We start from the raw sequence: 18,771 nt of genomic DNA on the forward strand, positions 1-18,771 counted from the left end.
AAGGTGCTACGTAAGATGAGTGAGTATGAGAAAAAGTATTTCATCGATTTGATGCATCGTGTTGTTTCGATCAAAGAGACAGAAAAGTTAAGTTTTTCAGAAATTTTTCAACGTTTCAAAATCGGTATCGAAAGCTTGGTCAGCTCTAAAACGTTTAGGTATGCCTTAAAAAAACTCTAAAGCATCCCAAAGCAGACACCGAAAAGCGTGCTACATTTTACCAAAAACTCAAAAGATACAAGAATGACGTTCGTCTTATTATCTTTTGGATGAGAGTGGATTAGCTCATGGCATGCCAAAAACACATAGGGATGAATTGAAAGAACAGAAGGTGTTATAGGGGGCACAATTGGGAAGCTAAGGAACAAACGAATATCATCAGCGTGTTTGGACTCAGTTTTTCTTACTCAAAAATTTCTTTCAAGTCACCATCAACATGGCAGATTTCAACGCTTGAATGATCCAAGATTTGATACCAAGCTTCCTTCCAAACAGTATTGTCATCATGGATAACGCAACCTTTCTCACATCTCAAAATATGCTCAGTGCGTTAAAAACATGCACGCTCTTTTACTTGCCACCCTATTCCCCCGATCTCAACCCCATCGAGCACAAATAGGCTCAAGTGAAAGCTTTAAAATTGAGAGATCAGTAGAGAAGTTTTTTTAAGACCCCATCTACATATCATTTTATCCTTTAGCTATCTTTTATCTTCAAAAAAATATCCTTATAAGCTTGGGAAACTTTTTTTAGATCTTCTCCGTATAAGGGAAGAATACGCCCACAAATCGCTTTTTCAATCATTTCAAAAGTTTCCTTATTGAGTTCATTTTTATTTCCTAAGCTGTTATTATTTTTTTCTGATAAAAATTCAATAAACACGACCTTCTCTGCATCAGGAAGGTTGAGTGCGAGAGTTTTTATTTCCTCTAAATCGTCCTTAGACGCAATCTGTGGATTTTCTATATAACGACGCACACATCCGAACAAAAAATCATGAAAATCTTCACTAAATTTTCGACGCATAGCTAGTGAAGTATCAGTATCAAATTGTGTCATCTCATATAGTTTAGATGCATATCGTCTAGGTGGCTGAGAAAAAGAAGTATTTAACCAGATTAAAGAAACAAAAAATAGTTTATAAAAGATTTTATTCATAATTTTATAAAATGTTTATTTAACTTACATCAATTATTATATTGGAAAAAAATAAAAAAAAATAAATTTTTAAAAAAAGTATCTGTTTAATTTTTTCCTCTGTTTAATTTTTTCCCTTTTTGAATATACAGTTAAAGAAGATTTTAGATTGAGTATGAGAAAAAGTATTCCATCGATTTGATGCATCGTGTTGTTTCGATCAAAGAGACAGAAAAGTTAAGTTTTTCAGAAATTTTTCAACGTTTCAAAATCGGTATCGAAAGCTTGGTCAGCTCTAAAACGTTTAGGTATGCCTTAAAAAAACTCTAAAGCATCCCAAAGCAGACACCGAAAAACGTGCTACATTTTACCAAAAACTCAAAAGATACAAGAATGACGTTCGTCTTATTACTCTTTTGGATGAGAGTGGATTAGCTCATGGCATGCCAAAAACACATAGGGATGAATTGAAAGGACAGAAGGTGTTATAGGGGGCACAATTGGGAAGCTAAGGAACAAACGAATATCATCAGCGTGTTTGGACTCAGTTTTTCTTACTCAAAAATTTCTTTCAAATCACCATCAACATGGCAGATTTCAACGCTTGAATGATCCAAGATTTGATACCAAGCTTTCTTCCAAACAGTGTTGTCATCATGGATAATGCAACCTTTCTCACATCTCAAAATATGGTCAATCTTCAGATATTTTATGATAGAAAAAATTTCTATAATCAGCAATTTCCCATACGTTTTGCTAAAATGAGTAATGGCGCAGCAAGTTTATTAAAGTTTTATTTACTTGAATGAAATATACATTGACAAAATATGTTTTTTGAATTAGAATTCGAGTATGATTTTGCAGCAAAACAATTTTATGACGTTAAAGTTAAAGTTAAAGTTTTTTTTATTTTTAATGTGTACAGTGGGAAATTCAAATATTTCCTTTGGGGGCGGAGAAAAAGCCACAGAACAAGAAATACACCAAATTTTCAGCAAAAACGAGTGGGATGATGAAAACATAGGACAAGCTATCAACATTTTAAGCAACAAAGATCTTTCAGGTGTCAATAGTCTTCTTGTTATACGTATATTAAACAGAGTAAAGCAAAAAGCGTTGGGCTTGGACAACGTGGGGCATTTTTTTAAAACTTTTTTACCAAAGCATGTCGTGCTTTTATTCGACAAGCATCTTAGTGAAATGTCTGAATTTTTTCAGGGAAGCGCTTTTAATTCTATAGAATATTTTGGAAATTTACAGAATATTGAAAAAATTATAAAAATTTTTTTAAGAAATGCGCAAACAAATTTTGAGCCATTAGTCAAATTTGTAGATGGATTTAAACAAAACCAAAATTTTTCATCAATTATTGAGCTACTAGTTCAAAATTTGTCAGGATTTCAGCTAAAGCATAGCGATGATATTTATAAGGTTGCTTCATGGCTTGAATTTACAAAAGAACAAGATCTAAAGTTTCTTTTGGCACGTTTATTATGGGGTAATGATTATGACCATTCTGGCTGGAACGGTATTGATAAAATATTTAAGTTCAGCCAAATAAATGAAACGACTCAGAAAAAAATTTGTTTAAAAACACAACAGTTAACTGATAGTGATTTTTGTGATATTTGGACTCAGTTTATACAGAGAAGAAATCTATGCCTTCCTAGCGCTTTATATCAACTAGATATAAAAAAAATAGAACGTAGTGGTCTGTTATTAACTGTACTAACTTTACCAAACACTCCTTCATCCCATCATATGCACAAAAAAATGCAAGAAATGCGGGCAGCTATAGCTGGAAAAATTTTTCCTTACTTTAAGGAAAAAAAAATTCGAAAAAATGAAGAGCAATTTATACAAATGCTAATAGGAACAGAAAAATTTTTAAAATCTCTTGAAAAAATTGAGGTTTTTAGTAACAATGTTCTATACGGATTATTAGCATTAGCAAAAAAAGCACCAAATTTGATGAACACTTCTCAGTTTTCAAAATATTTTGACGAATGGGTTAATAAAAATTTACAAAAAGAATGGAATGAATGCAGTTTTTTTTACAATTCTACATTTTTTGAGTGTTTTGATAGATGGATTGATAGAAATATTAGTAATGAGCACATATTATTTGATCCAAAAAAAATGCCTAATTCTTTCGATTTAAAGAAATACGAAAATTTTCTTCTCGCTGCACAAAATAATCAAAATTTTAAACAATCAGTGATCGTGAATTTTGCTAACGCTTTTGTTTCAAACATAGAAGGAATATACTCGAAAACTAGTGATGATAATTACTGTTATTATTATCATGCCTTACTTTCTCATCTTTCTTGTGTAGAAACAAAAAATTTACCAATTATTTTAAAAGGTTTACTGTCAAAAGAATTAGAACCTCATTTTTTGAATTTATCCAAAGAAAATCAAAAATATATATTTTCTAGAGTTAATGAACTTTCTGATGAAGATTTTAACGTGATATCACACAGAATTTTTCACATAATATATCATGTTAATGAATTCTTATCGTCAGGATTAACGAAGCGCCCCTCGGTTACCAAAGAAACACAACAGATAGAGAAAATTTAATTTTGTTGAGTTACAAAAATCAGAGTGCTTTTAGCGTATGTATTAAACTTACTACGAAAATTTAAGGGAATGTGTTACATAAATACGGTGAATCGCGGATAAAAGAAATTTTTATGCTGATAAGACAGACGAAACTTAGAAATATTTTTCGGATATGTTCATGTTTTTTTTGAATACACTTCTATGTGATGTTATAGTAAAAATACTTGAATTGTAATTCGAAATGCTAAATCAGAAGATAGTGCGCGTGAATTTAGCATGAGTGCCAATGCAGCACGTTATTGCTTAATGCGCACAGGCTTTATTTATAAAAAAATCTTCACCTATATGGAATCAAGTAAAGAAAAACGAAATATATACTAAGAAGCAATAAAATATATCGATGAATTAGGAAAAAAATTTAGTTCTGCTAAGGCTTATATCAGTAAAATGGCGCTTTTTTTATCACAATTCAATTGCTTTTACTGTAGCGTGTGGCAACGGCGCGGTATTGTCTTAAATTTAGAAAAATAAATTCTCGATCAAATAACGAGCTTTATAAAGAGATTTATCATAATTGAAGGCTCCAAACGATTCTTTTTAGGTAAGATCACAGTCTCATGCCCCTTTTTTTTAAGTTTTTGCCACACTCTTTCGGCAAGCACCGCACCAGTCCCTTCACAAGGTGATCCATCAATGCACCAGTCCTCTTTCAAATCATGGTCCTGACTTTGTCTAAGGTAAAAAGCCCAACCGAATTTTTATAGGCATCACACGGTGCATAAATTTTGAAGTTCAAAAACCCAAAAGGAGCGTCCAATGGCTTGATGATGCTCTTTTTTAGAGCTTGTGCTGTGTTGATGGTTCGGCACAATCTTTGCATCGATCATCGCGAACTCATGCCCCTCGTCCTGCGACAAAATTCAAAGACCTTTATCCATACGCCTTTTTGGCTTCAACGGATACAGCGGGTATGTGGGGCTTTAAAATCACTAAATCTTTCTGGAAAAATCACGCCAAGAAATTCCCCCACTGTAGCGGTATAAAACAACCTCAACAAACAGAAGATTGTCCTTGGCTGTCACGCCCACCTCCCACTGGTTTTTCAGGTAAACTCTCCTTTTCCGCCCCCACTAATCATCCAGCAACGCATAACGTCTCATTTAACCCATATTTTTTTGAATTTTCAAAAAATATCGAAAAAAGTCAACTCAAGTGAGAGCGGGGCTCTATAAATTTATGATAAGCTTTTCTCTTCTTAGAGTTGCGCTTCTTTCAAAAATTGTATAGAATAGTAAAAATCTAACGTTTGGAGATATGCCAAATGTTGTCAAATAAGCAGTCTATAAAAAAAAATAATGTTCGCATTGTGTTTTCTAATTTTTCAGAAAAAGAGGTTATAGTTTTTGGAAAAGTTGGTCAAACGATATTTGAAGTATTTAACGATCATAGAGACATATTAGAGTCCCAAGGAATTGATTTAGAAGGGGCATGCGGAGGGGCGTGTGCTTGTGCCACGTGCCATGTGATTATTCAAGATGAGACTTTGTTCAATCTTCTTCCTGATGCCAGTATGCAAGAAGAAGATATGCTGGATCTGGCATATGATGTGAGAAAAACTTCTCGCTTAGGATGCCAGGTAACGTTAACGGAAGATTTAGATGGTATTCGAGTTTTATGCCCCACAGAGACCCGCCACTTGAAGATTTAACGGCTTTATCTTTGTTTTTTTTAGATAAGTTTTCTTTGGATTGTAAAAATATCTATCTGATGAGGTCTCAAGGAAACTCTTTTTTGATTCGCGTGATAGGTTGTGAATATCAGAATGAGATTTTTTCACTTACACAGTCTGTTTTAGAGTGTTTTTTTTCTGTCTACACAAAGCATTTAGTGGATCAGTTTGTGCTTTTAATTTACGTTAAACATTCCGAGCGCTGGAATATTCGGTTCTGGAATTGTGATGGAAGTTCGGCAAAAGCGTGCGGAAATGGAACTCGATGCGCGGCTCACTTATTGTATCTATTGGAGTGTTCTGGCTCTGAAATGGTATTTGACGGTCCTATTGGGGAATTAAATACCTGCGTAGAGAAAGGGGAATTTGAAAAAAAATCTTGTTTTGTTGACGTGCGTCAAGGAAAAGGACGTAAACTTTCTTTAGATTTTGTCAGAAAAAAAATTTCTAAAAAAAAGTGGGAATATTTTAATAGAATCGGGACACACATTGGTTTGGTAGAATTTGGAAATTTTCACATCATCATTGTGGTTGATCGAGATCCCGTTTCTTGTATTGAATTTTATCGTAAACATTTTTTTGAATCTCTAGAAGATTGCGATTGTCAAGACTTTTTTAATATTTCTTACCTGAATTTCAGCAGTTTTCGAAACGCAAATATTGCCACTTGGGAGCGAGGCGTTGGTCCCACCCCTGCGTGTGGATCCGCCGCTTGCGCAGCTTTAATGGTTTTATCTGAGATATCTCCGGTATCAAAAATTTTACTAAATTTTCCTGGAGGTCCTATTTGGGTTCGATATTGTCCAAAATTCGGATATTGTCACAAAGCTCAATCTTTTTATGATTTAGATATTTCCATTCCATAACTAACTACTTCAACGTGTTTAAGTAGCGCGCGCCTTCCAGGATTCGAACCTGGGACCTGCGGATTAGAAGTCCGACGCTCTATCCACTGAGCTAAAGACGCACTATGGAATACATTATGCTCCATTTTTTTTCCGTAGTCTAGACCATTTAAAATCTTTTTTGAATTAAAAGAGGAAACTGTTTTATATATCGCGCTAAAACGTCAAATTAAGCTCATATTTTGATCAATTCTATGTGCTTTAATATAAAAATTGAAAAAATAAAATTATAGTTTAATTCTGCATTCAGAAATTTATTTTTTAATCCGGAAAGATACAGTTTAGCTGAAGTTGGGCGATTAAAAATGAATGCTAATAAGTAGTGTCCTATAGTAAATTAAAATTAAATTGAAGTTCATGAAGATAAGAGCTATTTCTATAAGAAAATTCTAAGATCATATAGTCGAGAGCATCTATCTTCCTTCGATCAACTGAGTAGTGTGCTTTGCCTTATTCGTAAATCTCAACTTAATTTTATTACAATTCAACTGTTTTTTCTGTAATATCTTATCTTTATGTTGTTCATATTGTTTATCTGTATGGATCTAATCCGGACTAGGAGCTTTTTTCGCGATGCTCATATATTTGCGCACAGGACCGACTAAAATGCCTCAAAAGATCAAGAAAAAGAATTATTTAACCATATGAAAGAAATGAAAAAAAATTTATAAAAAAGTTGATTCATAATTTTTATAACATGTTTATAAAGCTTGCATCCAATATTATATTGAATAAATATTATATTGAAGAAAAATAAAAAAAAGTAAAAGATTAAAGAAATATAAAAAGTCTAACAGTATTGTGTGAAAAAAACATAGTCTATCTTTTCAAAGTGTACCAAAGTTACTATACCAAAGAAAATAAAATATGATCTTAAAATACGGTGCTAAAAAATTTAAAATTACACTGGTTAAAAAATAAGAGTTAAAATCATATAGGTTGAGTGAGATGCAGCTTTTATAGCACAGAAAGAAACACGATAAAAAATGATACTTTTTTCACGATGTTTCACTTTTTTGAAATTCTTAATTACCACTTTTACTTAATCTCGTTTATTATTTTTTTAATTTTAGATAGATAAACAGAGCCTAATTTAACCTAAATTTCCATAATTAGGTTTTACAAAATGCAGAGTAATTCTAGTCAAAAACGCAATCACTGCCGTGTATATTCCAATAAAGAAAAATGTTCCAGTTTTATGATATATCCAAACAGTTAAAATCGGTGTTAATTTTCCGATAATACTTCCCCCCAAAGTACTTCCAAGCCCTACAATAAGATAAATTTTGTCTTCAGGACAGCAACGCTTATAGCACATATGCAACGGACAAGAAAAAATAACTCCCCATAGGACAATCCATAAGCGCACAGCCATAATCATTATTAGAGAAGGATAAAAATCTAAAAGAAAAAAACTCATAGGAAATGATATTGCTACTATAATCGTGCTTTTTTTCAGAATATTTTCCGGAACATAGTGTGTCAAAATAGGTCCTAAAATCAAAATTAACGCCATATCTACCCCCATAAACCATTGATTGGCAGAAAAAGCTGTAGCATATGACATAAAAGCGGTTAAAGGGATTAGTCCGTTCATCATCACAAAGGCTAAACTCCACAGAATATAGCTTAATCCCGTGGTTAAACTTACCATACATAAAGGTTTATAGTGAAAAGAAAAGAGCTCAAGCGCAGAACGATAGGAAAAAAAACGATAGGAAAAAGAAATAAAATTTTCTGCTTTTCTAAAATATTTGTTTTTACTCAGCCATGCAATACACATCATTCCAATCCCCCCTTGCAGTAAAAATGGAAGAAATATCCATCTCCAAGAAAAGAACGCTTCTTTTGTTACACCATTTACTAAAATACTTGTTCCGACATAACCACACATCGTAGAAAATTGATACAGATAAGAAAATCGATGTGCATAATTTTCTTTCTTTTCGTCATTTTTTTTTTCCATAATATAAATTTTAGAAATAGAAGATAGCCCTGATGAAAAAACACCTATAAGAAATCTCAATAAAAAAAATAGTGCAAGTGACGAAGTTCCCAACACTTTATATCCCGGACACATTAAAAAAAGCCCCGTTAATAGAGCTTTTCCCAGTAAACACCATTTAAGCCCAAAAAGCGCACCTACGCACTGAGCTATCCAAGAAAATAACACAGCCCCCAAAGGAGTCGTAACGATTCCCATCGCTAAAACACTGTACCCCCATGCAAGATGCGTTTCAGGGGATGCATAAGGAAAAAATACAGGAATAATCCAGGGAATCAATAAGGTATAGGCAAGTGTCTCTCCGTGATTTAATCCGTTAGAAATCAGAATCCATCGTGCTTTTTGATGAGGGAAAAAATTCATAAGTTTAAGCGCATTAAATTAATATAAAAAATAGTACAAATTTTTTATATTTCTGACAAGAAAAATTTCATTTTTACGAATATTTACATGTATTTAAAAAAAATCATCCCATACCACGAATACGGATCCTTATTTTGAAATATGGTAAATTAAGTTAAGTTTTTCACACAGGTAAAGCACGACACTCACTGAATCGAAGACAGAGGATTAGGCTACAGGGGCCTAAAATTTTCTTCTAGAAATATCTCTTATTTTTTTAAACTTCAACTTAAATTTACCATAGACCACACAAGCTCCTAGATCTTAATAAAAATTTTAGTTAAAATGGATGTGTATATTTTTTCATTGATCCATGATATTTCGTTCTAAGATACCTATTTGGAATTCTTTAGATCCTTTGGTTATATTAGCTCCAATGGCTGGAGTAAGTGATTTTCCCTTTCGAAAAGCTGTGCATGCTTTTGGAGGCGTTGGCTTTTCTGTCTCAGAAATGATTGCCAGCCAATCTCTTCTTCGCCAGGCGCAAAAAACGCTAAAGCGATCTTTGATGATTACGGACGAAATCAAAGTTATGCAGCTTTCAGGAAATGATCCAATGCTTATGGCGCAGGCAGCAAGGTGGGCAATGGACCAAGGAGCTCAAGTTATTGACCTAAATTTAGGATGTCCTGCAAAACAAATTGCCGTCAACAGCTTTGCTGGAGCTGCGCTGATGAGAGATGAAAAATTAGCGGGATCCATTTTTCAGTCAGTCGTCAAGTCTGTTTCAATTCCAGTAAGCGTAAAAATGCGTATGGGGTGGGACAGTCAAACTTTAAATGCATCGCACTTAATTAATATAGCTTATCATTCAGGAATTTCTTGGGTTACACTTCATGGCAGAACACGATGCCAATTTTATAAAGATCACGCCGATTGGGAATTTATTGAAAAAATAGCTCATGAATCTCCGTTACCTATCATAGGAAACGGAGATATTACAGACCTTGAAACGGCAGAACAACGCTGGAATCAGACAAAAGTTTCAGGACTGATGATTGGCAGAGGATCTTACGGAAGACCTTGGTTTTTGGCACAAGTTTTCCACAAACTAAAAACAGGAAAAGATTTACCTTCTCCATCTTTAATCGTTCAGCATCAAAGTGTTCGTTGCCATGTGGAAAATATTTTAACTTTTTATGGAAAAGAACGCGGAGTTCATATTTTGCGTAAACATTTAGGCTGGTATAGTAAAGGTGCAGAAGGAGCAACGGCGTTTCGTCAACGTGTTTTTCAAGAAACGTGTCCTAGAGCAATTTTTAATCATATAGATAGTTTTTACACAGACCGAACAATTTGAGAGGTTTTTTTGATTAATAGTAAATTTTTATGGTTCGGATTTGGAACTGTTTTTTTGTGGCTTAGCTGGCATTTTAAAAAAGATTATATTTTTTTAATAATTCTTTTTTGTTTGCTTTTTTTAAATGCTTTTGTTTTATATACGCTATTACACCGACAATCCCCTCCCCTGGTTCGAGAAGAAAGTCGAAAATTTCAGCGCAAAGTAGTCAGCTTATGCTCTATGATGGTGGTTGCTCCTTGCGTCTTGATCACTTTATTTTCTTTAATTTTTTTGGAACTTGGTGTTCAAACATGGTTTAAAGATCGTGTACGAACTGTCATAAATACGTCTACTCAAGTTGCAGATGCATACCTTTTAGAACATAAAAAAATTTTGGAAGAATCGATCTTAAAGTTGGCACATACCATTAACGTTTCTTTGACTATTGAAGGAATTACTTCTAGTCAAGAGCTGAAAAATAATGCTCATTTTAAACATGTTCTTCAGGATTTAAAAGATTTTTTAAATTATATGAGCTCACTTTCAACACATCAAGCCATTTTATTTGAACATTTTCAAGGTAAAAATAAAATCATTGCTAAAACGCATCAAATTGACGATGTTATTAAGTATTTAAGTCGCATCACAGCTCCTTATATCAAAAAAGTATCCTCTAAGCGAATTATGTTTGATTTACATAAAGAAGAAGGGCGCGTGGTAGCTGTAGTTCCTTTAGCGCTCAAAAGATGTTTTTTATTAATTACAAGACAAGTTGACCCAGCAGTGCTACATCATGTAGAGCATATGAAGCGCTCTGGCACAGCCTATCAACGTGTTTTTGAAGAACAAAACGCACTTATTGAAAAATTTATCATTATGTTTTTACTGTTTTCTTGCATCCTACTATTATTTGCAATTTTGATAGGAGTCAAATTTTCAAAAAGATTGACAGAACCCATTGGAGCGTTATTGTCCGCAGCTCAATCTATTCGCTTAGGAGAGCTCACCCAAGTACAGGATGTAGAGTCAGAATCTATGGAAGAATTGTGTTTATTAATTCAGACATTTAATGTAATGGTTCATGAAATGCACGCTAAAAAAGAAGAATTAATTATTATGAATCAAACGCTGGAAAAACGTAGTCATCGCTTATCAAATGTATTAAAAGGCGTTTCTTCTGGAGTGTTGGGGCTTGAAATGAATGGACGTATTATTTTATCTAATGAACGCGCCCAGAGTTTGCTCGAAAAAACGCAAACTATGGAAAACGATCATCTTCAGCATATTTGCAAAGAGTTTTGGGAATTTGTAAAAGAAGCTAGTCTTGAGCCTGGTCAGCAAAGTCAAAAACAGATGACCATTTTACAAAATCACTTACCTCGTATCTACGCTTTATATGTCCGTGCTTGGTCAAATGGAGCAGAGCTAACTTTAACATTCGATGACATTACAGAGCTTGTAGCAGCACAAAAGCGTAGCGTTTGGCAGGACGTAGCAAGAAGAGTGGCCCATGAAGTAAAAAATCCTTTAACTCCGATCACCTTATCTGCACAACGCTTGAGAAAACGTTTTTTACACCTTGTCAATGAACCAGAAATTTTTCAAGACTGTGTAGATACGATCGTTCGGCAAGTTGCATACATAGATCAATTAATCTCGGAATTTTCTTCGTTTTCACGAATGACAGAAGCAAAGCTTGCACTGTTTTCTATGCACACGCTGCTTCATCGCTTGATTAATTTTCATCAACAAGCTTATCCAGATCTGCAATTTATTCTTAGCATAGATTTTGTGAATGAACACGAACTGTGGAAAGGAGATGAAGGACAACTAGAACGCGCATTAAGTAATTTAGTTAAAAATTCTATTGAAGCGATTCAAGATAGACCATATGAACCTGATCTTTCCGAAGGAAAAATCACCGTCACGATGATACAAAACAGTAAAGGGATTAAGATCTCTATTGAAGACAATGGAAAAGGATTAAGTAGCGACACGCCTCTTTTTTTGTTTGATCCTTACGTCACCACTAAATCCTACGGAACTGGCTTAGGGCTTTCTATCGTGCAACGCATTGTCTCAGATCATCATGGAACTTTGATGCTTGCCCCTTGTGACCACGGTGCAATTGCTATTTTAGAGCTTCCCGATTTAAGAAAATCCGTATAATTTAGATCTGTCATTGATTATTTCTAAAATATAGGTTAGTTTACAATTTTTTTATTCACCAAAATCAGTACCTGTACCGCAAAATAATTTTGCAGTACAGGGTCAAAGACCGTTCCCCTTCATCAAAGGATCTTAATAGAAGTTTTATGAAAACGATGTTTCCAAGATTCGTGTTTTTTAAAGCAAAGGAGCGGGCCTATTATTTTCTGGCATTTTTGCATTCACATGAGTATTAAACACTGCAATAATATAACTAGAGGAGGTTGAAGAAATCAAAGGTTTAATTTTATCTGATAACAGTTTGACTTCTGTTAAACCTTGATCCATTTTATTTAATTTTCTCCAATTTTCTTCTAAGGTGTTTTTTGTTTGCACGGTTATGGTCTTAATTTTTTCATATTTTGCAATAAGCACATTTATATTTTTATCAGCTTGATACTGTTTTAGCGCTTCTGGAAAAGAATCGGGAGTTGCTACTGGAGAACCCGTCATTTTTTGTACCAAGTCTAAAGATAGAATGTACTGAAAGTACATTTTTTTGATTTCTACTTGATTCCCAACGGATTGAATGTCAGCTAATTTTAAATGAATAGATTGATCTAAATCTTTAAGAAAATTTTTCAAATCTACATCCAAATCTGTCGTTCTTGCTAACAATTGGGCCGAATGACTTAAATCGTCTCGCAAAACGTTAACCATGTAACTAATATTCGCATACTTTTCGCTCCAAGTAGGTACAGGGTTTTTGGTTGAGTCTTGAAGTTCTACTTTTACAGGATCAAGAAAAGTATCTAATTTTGTGATATGCTCTTTTACTGCGTTTCCTAACTGCGTAAAGCTAGACTTCTTTTGTTCATCGGCCGATTTGTAAGCATTTTGAATTTTAGCGGGTATTTCATTCTTATAAATTATTTCTACTTCTACTTTTGGAGCAATTAAAGAAAATTGTTTCTTTATATCTGACAATGATTGCTGAAATAATGTGTCTGTTACATTTTTTACACTTTCAATAGAAGCTGATATTTTATTATAAAGAGTTATGATTTCATTAATTTTTTCTTCTACCACAGACTTTGCTTTACTGACAGAGCCATTAATGTCTTGCATATTCCCCTGTTGAGCAGATACCTGCAGTGCCTCTTCAAAACTTTTTTTCTGCGCTTGAACAGACGCAATTTGTGAACTGATTGCAGAAATATCCTTTCTTAAATCAGGAAGAAATCCTTGTTTCACTGTTTGGACAGCAGAAATTTTTCCCTGTAGATTTTCTAATTGATTCCACCATTCATCACATATATAAAAAAGCTTCGTTGTATTGATATCCTGACCGGAAGCATCGTGAACAAAACGCATAGGAATCGTATATTTTTTAGGAGAATTCACAAAATCTTCTACTCCATTAATTTCGTCACCAGGAAGAGATTTTGCCAAATTATACATTTCATTAAAAGGAGTACGCACTCTGTCTTTTATTGCTCGAATCTCAGATACTATTTTTGTCGTGTTTGCATAAAGTTGCGCTATTTCTGAGAAAGGGGCATCAGAAGGTCCCGTATCTCCAATCGTGAAGTAAGTAAAATAATTTAAAATTTTAGAAACAGCTTGTTCTAATTCAATATAACTATATTTTTTAAGCAAAGGAATTTGTGTTGTTGCTGACGTAATATTATTGGTATACAATTCACCTAATTTTTGAAGCCCTTCAAATTGATTTTTTAATCCGCCCATATCTATCTTTATTCCAGAAGAAGAAAGATCTTGCGCTTTTTCCATCATTTGGTCGACAGCGAGAAAAATTTTTTTAAGACGAATAGAGCTTACCGTTTGTAAACTTTCTTCGCTCATCAAGCCTTTTTTATCTATTTGTAATAAAAGGTATTTTTTGTCTTCTTTTAAAAACCGTTGTGGCGCCCCGTTGTTGTCTATAACGTTTAAAGGAAGATAAAGATCCATCTTTGCATCTTTTTTGAAGCCCCGAAGAATTAATGTATTTTTTTCTTGCTCAGCTTGCGTTTTTCCAAAAGTTTCAGGATGCGTAAGAAACATATATTCGATATCCAATTCAGCTTGTTTACTTTTACAATAATTAAAAATATAATTGACAGATTCTTCTTTAAAAATGATATTTGTGTTCGGATCTTTATGAAATTTTGAAGCATCATACATCGTGTTTCCAATCCTAAGTATTAAGGCATTTGGGCCATTTTTAATTTCTCCAGAAACACTTAAGGTTTGACCTAATCCATCAAAGCAATACGGAGAAATTTGTTGCTCAGGACGCTCAACAATAATTAGTGGCGTTGGCGTTGGCGTGGGAGAAGGTTTTTTGTTACTACTAGAAAAGATAGGTCCAGCATAGGTCAAAAAATACACTAAAATAAAAATCATTTTTATTTTTTTCGTATTATTCTGATTAATAGAGAATTTCATTATTTTATTTTTGTTGTTTTTTTTTATACTACAATATCATAATAAAAACATGATAAAAAAAATATTTTAAATTTTAAAATTTTTATTAGGGGTAATCATTGTCTAAATTTCCCTTAAATGTGTCGCTGATTAAAACAATAAAAATAGAGGAAAAAGATATAGAAGGCCTGCCTCTCATTCCTTGGTCGCTCTTTCAATGATCTTGAAAAATTAAAATTTAAGAAGATTTTTTGATCCCTCACACATAATAAAGTTCGGTCACCATTTCCTTTTCGTCTTTTCGTCATATTTTTTACACTTTATCCCGTCGTTGAAAATTTGTTAAGTACGCATATGACTGTTATTGATCTATTTTTTTCGTGTCAGAAAAAGATACATAAAAAATTTTCTCCTAAAACCGTACCCTTCCATTTCCAAAACATGATTACAGATACACTTAGCGTTTCGAAAAAATTTTTCATTCACCTATTACTCACCCAAAACAGACGGTTTCTTTACCTTTTTGACGTTACGTTACAGGGAATTCAAGCCCTCCTTCCTTAAAAACGTGCCTGCCTTTTGATCCTTTCAAGACACGTATAAACGTGGATTTCTTTTGGCTACTTATTCAATAATAGTCAGGTCTAGATGTACGCATCTTTAATCTGAAGAGTAATGTAGATTTTTTGTGTTAACGTCTAGGGATACATAAACATTTTATGCTAGAATATAATTTCTTCAATCAAGGTCTAAAAAAGGAAACGCAATTGATTTTGTATAAAAAAAGTTTGTTAGGGATGGGAGTATCTATAACTTGCTTAGGCATTGGTATTTACATCAATCATTGGGTTTCTCTTGCCTATAAAAAAACCGATTCGTTGAATCAAGAAGCGTTACAAGAAAATTATATAAAGACAACGTTTTTAAAAAAAAAGATAGATTCTACTTAAGTTTTCATGAGCCCAAAGATACTCCAAAGTATACGTTGATCGCATTTACATCTCTTGCGTGCCATGTATGCAACACATTTCATCAGGAAACTTTTAGGAAAATGAAATCTTCTCCTTTATATACTAATGGCGATCTTCGAATAATTTTTGTAGAATATCCTGCAGATCGTATAAGTTTTTTTGCCAGCGGACATGTATGGGCCTCTAAAAATCCTCAACACGCAAGAGATCTTTTGATGCACAAGCAATCTGAATGGAATTTTTGTGATACGCAAGATTCCTTAGAAAAATTAGAAGCTAAAAAATTGGAAAAAGTCAAAAATATTCTCAAAAATCACGATACACTTTCCAAAAAAGAACTTACGGAACTTTTTGAAAAAAAGATGCAAGCACAAAAAATTTTTGGGATTGCAGATGTTCCGTTTTTTGTCCTACATATTCCTGGGAATTCTGTAGGGAAACGTATAAAAACAAGAATCGGAGACATGAGCTGGGAAACATTTTATGCTTGGCTTAAATAACTATACGAGAGATAATTTATTAAAAATAAACAATATGTTTAGGGCTTTTAGAGCCCCTTTATTTTCCATCATATTGTCTAAATATATGACTTTTGAAGATACCATTTTCTTGATCTGCTGAGCGGATTTAGGTATGCTATGGACTTCAACTCTCTAGCGATAAATCATTAAGGACAGGTGATGTAAAATATTTCCAAAACGATAGAAATGAACTCCCATAGCTATACCTATACAGAACAATCAAGCTTCCAAAACTCCAAGAAAAAACGAGACTCTACCTAAAAACGTAGAAAATATCTTTTGGTCTGTTATTTTTTCATACTTTATATATACTTTTACAAAGTTAATATTTCCAAACAAGCTTAATAACGAACGAAAGATGCGTTAAGTTGATTCTTTATTACGAAAAAATCAACTTGATTGAGTCTTATCAGCCCATTTATTTTCACTGATTATACTGTAGCAGAAGGATATGCATCGTATTTTTTCCACTTTCTATTTTTTAAACATAAAAAAGTTTTCTTAAAATCATTTTTTTCCGTATTTAAAAAAGATCTTCTGTGTTTTTTTACTGCTTAAATCTCACTGCGCAATAACGGACGTATATTATCTAAGACACCGTGTACAAAGCCGTACCCACCTTCCTCTGGAAGAAAATGTTTTGCCCACTGAACATACTCATACAAAATAACTGCAATTGGATTTTGTAGTGCATATTTCAGTTCCCAAGCTCCACACAATAAAATACTTTTTGTCACTTCTTCTAAAAGAGATAATGTACGCAGTTTCAACAAACCCGTTTGAATACTATCTTGCAGAGCAATTTTATGTTCTTTTACACCAAAAATAATACTCTGAGCAAATTCCACATCCAAGGAATACGTTTCGTTATCACAAAATAATGCATGAGTTCTGCTTTTAACGATAGGAAAAAGAAACATCTCCATATTATGTTCAGGATAATCAAGCATAAATACACACTGAATAGATAATGCTCTTGCAACAGAACGAGAAGAAAACTCTTTTTTTTTTAAAGATGGGCAAAAAGAGCTAGGAAGGTTCATATTCACCACCTTGATCTAAAGGAAGCACAAGAGAAATTTCTTTATCTTTTCTTTTTAAGGTCAAAATGACACGCTTAATACCTTTTTCCTGTAATTGACTGAGTTGATCAACAAATGCTTTAGGATCACTTATTTCTTGATCACCGAGTCGAAGAATGATATCATTTTCTACCAAGGCGTTTTTCCACAATGAATCTTCTTCTACGTGTTGAACACGTATTTTTCCTGAAGATACATCAAAAATAACTCCCATAAAATGATTATTTTTTTGCGTAGTCTCTGAAGAAAAAGATTCTACAGGAACTTCTATATCCATCTGATTTTTTCCTCTAAGTAGTGTAAGTTTTACAGATTGTCCAGGTTTGACAAATCCAATAATTGAGCGCACCTGAATCCAGTGTTTTACGGGAGTGTCATTAACAGATAAAATAACATCTCCTGCTCGCACACCTTTTTTGTCTGCAGAAGAGCCCGGAGAAACTTCTTTAATTAATACTCCCCGCATTCCTTTTTTCATATGTTCGGTTCCATACACTCCCTTGGGATGCAGAAACACTCCAATAACACCCCTGTGCACAAAACCTTTTTCAATGATTTGATCTACTACAATTTTTGCTCTTGCGGAAGGCACAGAAAAAGAAATTCCTGCATAAGTTCCTGTCGGACTAAAGATAGCTGTGTTTACACCGATAACTTGTCCTTGAATATTTAGCAAAGGCCCTCCGGAATTTCCTTTATTCATCGCCGCATCACTTTGAAGAAAAAGATCAGGCCCTTCTGTTGTATCCCCATTATCTGCACCAAATTCCCGATTTTTATAAGAAATACGCCCAATTGTTACGGTTCCTCCTAAACCAAAAGGATTTCCCGCAGCTAACGCAAAATGCCCCTGTTTTACCGCACCAGAATCTCCCCAAGTCAATTCGGGGTGAGATTCTTCAGATTTAAAGGCTAATACAGCAATATCACACATTAAGTCGCTTCCTAAAATTTCAGCTTCATAACTAACTCCAGATTGAAGACGAACTTTCACTTTTGAGCCAGGCCTACGACGAGAACTGCTATTTTTGTTCAACGCTCCATCAATAACGTGCTTGTTCGTAACAACATAAATAGTCTTCTGACTTCCTTCTTTTAAAGATTTTGATCCAATAATAAATCCAGATCCTTGAGAAGCCACACGATGCTTTAAAGGATTTCTTTGCCCTCCCCTAAATCCGCGTTTTTTTCCAGAAAAATCTTGACCACGAAACAAAAATCCTTCTAAAAAATCTTGTAAAAAATCCCCCTCTCCAGAAACATCTTGAGTCACTTCATCCCAAGCAACTTCAACATTTACGACAGAGGGAAGAAATTTTTCAACAATTTGAGCAAACTCATCTTGAATTTTTGAAAGCAATAAAGGAGGAGACTCTGTTTTATGTTCGCTGAGACCAGATGATATGCCGGCATATGCCAGAGGCATAAAAAAAATTATACGTCTAAACATTTTTAGTCCTGATTTTTTGATTATCTTTATATTTATTATCTCTTTTTCTCGTAAAAAATCAATATAAGAAAATTTTTTTTTATAAAAATAAAATCGTTATACATTGCAAGCAAATAAAAAACTAAGTATTTATTTAAAATATAT

General features: G+C 33.6%; 16 protein-coding genes, 1 tRNA gene and 1 pseudogene. 10 read left to right on the forward strand and 8 right to left on the reverse strand.

Annotation, left to right across the window (positions count from 1 at the left end; all coding sequences use genetic code 11):
* A partial coding sequence (locus tag P618_RS08440) for a hypothetical protein (protein WP_040458386.1) occupies nucleotides 1-180 on the forward strand: 180 nt, incomplete at its 5' end.
* A gap of 223 nt (nucleotides 181-403) precedes the next feature.
* Here the strand turns inward: P618_RS08440 and P618_RS08835 are convergent.
* On the reverse strand, nucleotides 404-535 hold the full coding sequence (locus P618_RS08835) for a hypothetical protein (protein WP_275574330.1): 132 nt from the start codon (nucleotides 533-535) through the stop codon (nucleotides 404-406).
* Here P618_RS08835 and P618_RS09300 point away from each other — a divergent pair.
* Entirely contained in the window at nucleotides 506-619 is a 114-nt protein-coding gene (locus tag P618_RS09300; protein WP_420805320.1) for a transposase, read from the forward strand. The two genes, P618_RS08835 and P618_RS09300, sit on opposite strands and share 30 nt — an antisense overlap.
* Nucleotides 620-696: 77 nt before the next feature.
* Here P618_RS09300 and P618_RS03255 read toward each other — a convergent pair whose 3' ends face one another.
* Nucleotides 697-1,059 carry a hypothetical protein gene (locus tag P618_RS03255; RefSeq protein ID WP_156918982.1) on the reverse strand — a complete coding sequence of 121 codons (363 nt, stop codon included), beginning with the start codon at nucleotides 1,057-1,059 and terminating at the stop codon, nucleotides 697-699.
* 279 nt (nucleotides 1,060-1,338) lie between these two features.
* On the opposite strand from P618_RS03255, the gene P618_RS08845 reads away from it, so the two are divergent.
* Both P618_RS08845 and P618_RS03260 read left to right on the forward strand, forming a co-directional pair.
* Nucleotides 1,339-1,467 carry a hypothetical protein gene (locus P618_RS08845; RefSeq protein ID WP_021827361.1) on the forward strand — a complete coding sequence of 43 codons (129 nt, stop codon included), beginning with the start codon at nucleotides 1,339-1,341 and terminating at the stop codon, nucleotides 1,465-1,467.
* Nucleotides 1,468-1,989: 522 nt separating this feature from the next.
* The gene (locus P618_RS03260) at nucleotides 1,990-3,720 is read left to right on the forward strand and encodes a hypothetical protein (protein WP_021827359.1); all 1,731 of its coding nucleotides are present in this window, start codon (nucleotides 1,990-1,992) and stop codon (nucleotides 3,718-3,720) included.
* Nucleotides 3,721-4,171: 451 nt separating this feature from the next.
* Here the strand turns inward: P618_RS03260 and P618_RS09305 are convergent.
* Nucleotides 4,172-4,808: pseudogene (locus tag P618_RS09305) on the reverse strand (transposase).
* A gap of 215 nt (nucleotides 4,809-5,023) precedes the next feature.
* Here P618_RS09305 and P618_RS03270 point away from each other — a divergent pair.
* Entirely contained in the window at nucleotides 5,024-5,410 is a 387-nt protein-coding gene (locus tag P618_RS03270; protein ID WP_021827355.1) for a 2Fe-2S iron-sulfur cluster-binding protein, read from the forward strand.
* Nucleotides 5,377-6,297: a diaminopimelate epimerase gene (locus P618_RS03275; RefSeq protein ID WP_021827354.1), complete on the forward strand. Its 921-nt coding sequence runs from the start codon at nucleotides 5,377-5,379 to the stop codon at nucleotides 6,295-6,297. The genes P618_RS03270 and P618_RS03275 overlap by 34 nt, the downstream gene beginning before the upstream one ends.
* Before the next feature lie 28 nt (nucleotides 6,298-6,325).
* Here P618_RS03275 and P618_RS03280 read toward each other — a convergent pair.
* Nucleotides 6,326-6,398: transfer RNA gene (locus tag P618_RS03280), tRNA-Arg, on the reverse strand.
* Between the two features lie 1,031 nt (nucleotides 6,399-7,429).
* Nucleotides 7,430-8,704, reverse strand: a complete 1,275-nt coding sequence (locus tag P618_RS03285; RefSeq protein WP_021827352.1) for an MFS transporter — start codon at nucleotides 8,702-8,704, stop codon at nucleotides 7,430-7,432.
* A 352-nt stretch (nucleotides 8,705-9,056) separates the two neighbouring features.
* On the opposite strand from P618_RS03285, the gene dusB reads away from it, so the two are divergent.
* Entirely contained in the window at nucleotides 9,057-10,043 is a 987-nt protein-coding gene (gene dusB, locus P618_RS03290) for a tRNA dihydrouridine synthase DusB (protein ID WP_021827351.1), read from the forward strand.
* A gap of 9 nt (nucleotides 10,044-10,052) precedes the next feature.
* Entirely contained in the window at nucleotides 10,053-12,194 is a 2,142-nt protein-coding gene (locus P618_RS03295; protein ID WP_021827350.1) for an ATP-binding protein, read from the forward strand.
* Between the two features lie 177 nt (nucleotides 12,195-12,371).
* Here P618_RS03295 and P618_RS03300 read toward each other — a convergent pair whose 3' ends face one another.
* On the reverse strand, nucleotides 12,372-14,582 hold the full coding sequence (locus P618_RS03300; RefSeq protein ID WP_156918984.1) for a hypothetical protein: 2,211 nt from the start codon (nucleotides 14,580-14,582) through the stop codon (nucleotides 12,372-12,374).
* Between the two features lie 740 nt (nucleotides 14,583-15,322).
* Between P618_RS03300 and P618_RS03305 the strand changes: the two genes are divergently transcribed.
* Both P618_RS03305 and P618_RS03310 read left to right on the forward strand, forming a co-directional pair.
* The gene (locus tag P618_RS03305; protein WP_021827347.1) at nucleotides 15,323-15,553 is read left to right on the forward strand and encodes a hypothetical protein; all 231 of its coding nucleotides are present in this window, start codon (nucleotides 15,323-15,325) and stop codon (nucleotides 15,551-15,553) included.
* A gap of 35 nt (nucleotides 15,554-15,588) precedes the next feature.
* Nucleotides 15,589-16,074 carry a DsbA family protein gene (locus P618_RS03310; RefSeq protein ID WP_075260895.1) on the forward strand — a complete coding sequence of 162 codons (486 nt, stop codon included), beginning with the start codon at nucleotides 15,589-15,591 and terminating at the stop codon, nucleotides 16,072-16,074.
* A gap of 575 nt (nucleotides 16,075-16,649) precedes the next feature.
* Here the strand turns inward: P618_RS03310 and P618_RS03315 are convergent.
* Together P618_RS03315 and P618_RS06060 are read right to left on the reverse strand one after the other, a co-directional pair.
* Nucleotides 16,650-17,138: a transcription antitermination factor NusB gene (locus P618_RS03315; protein WP_021827345.1), complete on the reverse strand. Its 489-nt coding sequence runs from the start codon at nucleotides 17,136-17,138 to the stop codon at nucleotides 16,650-16,652.
* Nucleotides 17,125-18,603, reverse strand: coding sequence for a trypsin-like peptidase domain-containing protein (locus P618_RS06060; protein ID WP_021827344.1), 1,479 nt, complete (start codon nucleotides 18,601-18,603; stop codon nucleotides 17,125-17,127). The genes P618_RS03315 and P618_RS06060 overlap by 14 nt, the downstream gene beginning before the upstream one ends.
* Between the last annotated feature and the right edge of the window lie 168 nt (nucleotides 18,604-18,771).

This window comes from Holospora obtusa F1 (genome assembly GCF_000469665.2).
Taxonomy (GTDB): domain Bacteria; phylum Pseudomonadota; class Alphaproteobacteria; order Holosporales; family Holosporaceae; genus Holospora; species Holospora obtusa.